The 3,297-nt window shown below is 44.5% G+C and carries 2 protein-coding genes; both read left to right on the plus strand.

The features are described 5' to 3' along the window. Positions 1 to 33: 33 nt before the first annotated feature. Positions 34 to 2,154 carry a polyribonucleotide nucleotidyltransferase gene (pnp, locus tag AB4232_RS13465; protein ID WP_009847538.1) on the plus strand — a complete coding sequence of 707 codons (2,121 nt, stop codon included), beginning with the start codon at positions 34 to 36 and terminating at the stop codon, positions 2,152 to 2,154. A gap of 124 nt (positions 2,155 to 2,278) precedes the next feature. Continuing rightward, the gene (gene nlpI / locus AB4232_RS13470; RefSeq protein ID WP_371726951.1) at positions 2,279 to 3,202 is read left to right on the plus strand and encodes a lipoprotein NlpI; all 924 of its coding nucleotides are present in this window, start codon (positions 2,279 to 2,281) and stop codon (positions 3,200 to 3,202) included. Positions 3,203 to 3,297 lie beyond the last annotated feature (95 nt).

Consider the following 3,297-nt stretch of genomic DNA (forward strand, 5'->3'; position numbering starts at 1 on the left):
CTAAAGTCATGACTTTAGAGCTAAGGATATACAATGTTTGAAAAACCAGTTGTAAAATCGTTCCAGTACGGTAACCACACCGTAACTCTAGAAACGGGCGTAATGGCACGTCAAGCTACTGCTGCTGTAATGGCGACTATGGACGATACATCAGTATTCGTTTCTGTTGTTGCTAAGAAAGAAGCTGTTGCAGGCCAAGATTTCTTCCCTCTAACAGTTAACTACCAAGAGCGTACATACGCTGCGGGTAAAATCCCTGGTGGTTTCTTCAAGCGTGAAGGTCGTCCTTCTGAAGGCGAAACGCTAACAGCTCGTCTGATTGACCGTCCAATTCGTCCACTTTTCCCAAGTGCGTTTAAAAACGAAGTTCAAGTTATCGCTACGGTTGTTTCTATCAACCCTGACGTAAACCCAGACATGATCACTATGATCGCAACGTCTGCTGCGCTTGCTATCTCTGGTGCTCCATTCAATGGTCCTATCGGTGCTGCACGTGTTGGTCACATCGACGGCGAACTTGTTCTTAACCCATCAAATACTGAGCTTGAAAACTCTAAACTAGACCTAGTTGTGTCTGGTACAGAAGGCGCAGTACTTATGGTTGAATCTGAAGCAGATAACCTATCTGAAGAAGAAATGCTTTCAGCTGTTGTTTACGGTCACGACCAACAACAAGTTGTAATCAAAGCGATCAACGAATTTGCAGCTGAAGTTGCAACTCCATCTTGGAACTGGGAAGCGCCAGCAGTTAACACTGAGCTTAAAGCTAAAGTTGCTGAGCAAGCTGAAACTCGTCTATCTGACGCGTACCAGATCACTGAGAAAATGGCTCGTTACGAGCAAGTTGGCGCAATCAAGAACGACACTGTTGAAGCTCTAATTGCACAAGACGAAAACCTAGATGAGCGCGAAATCCGCGGCATGCTTGGTTCTCTAGAGAAAAACGTAGTACGTAGCCGCATCATTGCTGGCAACCCACGTATCGATGGCCGTGAAAAAGACATGGTTCGTGCGTTAGACGTACGTACTGGTGTTCTTCCACGTACACACGGTTCTTCTCTATTCACTCGTGGTGAAACTCAAGCACTTGTTACTGCAACGCTTGGTACACAACGTGATGCACAAATCATCGACAGCCTAATGGGTGAGAAGAAAGACAACTTCCTTCTACACTACAACTTCCCTCCATACTGTGTAGGTGAGACTGGTTTCGTTGGTTCTCCTAAGCGTCGTGAAATTGGTCACGGTAAGCTTGCTAAACGTGGTATCCAAGCAGTAATGCCTTCTGTTGACGAATTCCCATACACAGTTCGTGTTGTATCGGAAATCACTGAATCTAACGGTTCTTCTTCAATGGCTTCTGTATGTGGTACATCTCTAGCACTTATGGATGCTGGTGTTCCAATCAAAGCTTCTGTTGCGGGTATCGCAATGGGTCTTGTTAAAGAAGGCGACGATTTCGTTGTTCTTTCTGACATCCTTGGCGACGAAGATCACCTAGGTGACATGGACTTTAAAGTAGCAGGTACTAACGCTGGTATCACTGCACTTCAAATGGACATCAAGATCGAAGGTATCACTAAAGAGATCATGCAAATTGCACTTAACCAAGCGCAAGGTGCACGTAAGCACATCCTTTCTGTAATGGATGAAGCTATCTCTGGTGCTCGTGAAGATATCTCTGAATTCGCTCCACGTATCCACACAATGAAAATCAGCTCTGATAAGATCAAAGATGTTATCGGTAAAGGCGGCGCAGTTATCCGTGCTCTTTGTGAAGAAACGGGTACTACAATCGAAATCGAAGACGATGGCACAATCAAGATTGCTGCTACTGAAGGCGCAGCTGCTAAAGAAGCTATCCGTCGTATCGAAGAGATCACTGCTGAAGTTGAAGTTGGCCGCATTTACCAAGGTAAAGTTGCTCGTCTAGCTGACTTCGGTGCATTCGTTACTATCCTTCCAGGTAAAGATGGTCTAGTACACATCTCTCAAATCGCTGATAAGCGCGTTGAGAAAGTGTCTGACTACCTAACTGAAGGTCAAGAAGTACCAGTTAAGGTTCTTGAAATTGACCGTCAAGGCCGTGTACGTCTAAGCATGAAAGAAGCAGTTGAAACGCCAGCTGAAGGCGAAGCACCTGCTGCTGAGTAATTCTTAGCCTATTAATGGGACTATCGCTTTTTAGTGATTTCTAACCCATTGGTAAAAAAGCATGTTATAAAGGGGAGCATATCGCTCCCCTTTTTTATTGCGGTCATAACAGGAGTAATTATTTGTGAAATGGTTTCAAACCGCGAGTATGTGTTTACTGCTTGTACTGACAGGTTGTGCGACAACATCAGATAACACCTCACGTTGGGTTTATCCACCAATGGCTGTGCCGCTGCAACCAAGCGTTCAGCAAGAGGTTCAAATTGCACGTCTTAGTCAATTATTACAGCGCCCGGACTTGAATGATGAAGTTCGATCTAAGATGCTGTTTGAACGTGGTAACTACTACGATAGTGTTGGCCTGCGTGATTTAGCACGCCTTGATTTCAATCAGTCTCTTTCATTGAACCCCGCTCAACCTGATATCTTCAACCTTTTGGGTGTTTACTTTACGCAAGTAGGGGAGTTTGATGCCGCTTATGAATCTTTTGATTCTACGTTAGAGCTTGATCCTGCAAACTCTTACGCTGAAAGAAATCGCTCTATCGCACTCTACTACGGCGAACGTTATGATTTAGCCAATGAAGAGATGATGAAGCATTATACCGATGACCCAAGTGATCCATTCCGTGCGCTTTGGTTATATATCATTCAGCACGAACTCACGCCAGAGCAAGCCAAGCTTGATTTGCAAAAACGTTACGAGAGCCGCGATGAGCAGTGGGGTTGGGTATTAGTCGCGATTATGCTTGATGACATTACTGAAGAGCAGGCTTTTAAGGCGATATTGACCGGTACTCGTGACAACACGCTACTTGCGCAGCGTCTAACTGAGACATATTTCTACCTTGCTAAGCGCTACCATATGAATGGGGACTACGCGAATGCGATCTCTCTGTACAAGTTGTCAGTGTCTTTCAATGTGTATGAATATGTAGAGCATCGTTACTCTTTCTTAGAGCTAAGCCGTATATTTACTACTCTTAAAGCCGAGCACTTAGCAAAAGTTAAGTTGGCTGAGGCCGAAGAAAAAGCCGACACAAAGTAAACGATATATTTTGATTCCGAAGAACCGCTGCCTGTCAGCGGTTTTTTTATGTTCCTTTTTTATGCTCCGTTTTTATATGTCTCGTCCTAAAATAC

Origin of the sequence: Vibrio sp. 10N.286.46.A8, assembly GCF_041470165.1 — a bacterium.
GTDB lineage: Bacteria > Pseudomonadota > Gammaproteobacteria > Enterobacterales > Vibrionaceae > Vibrio > Vibrio tasmaniensis_A.

Bases quoted from the DNA above. Each gene is read 5' to 3' on its own strand.
- pnp (WP_009847538.1), top strand. From the start codon at position 34: ATGTTTGAAAAACCAGTTGTAAAATCGTTCCAGTACGGTAACCACACC.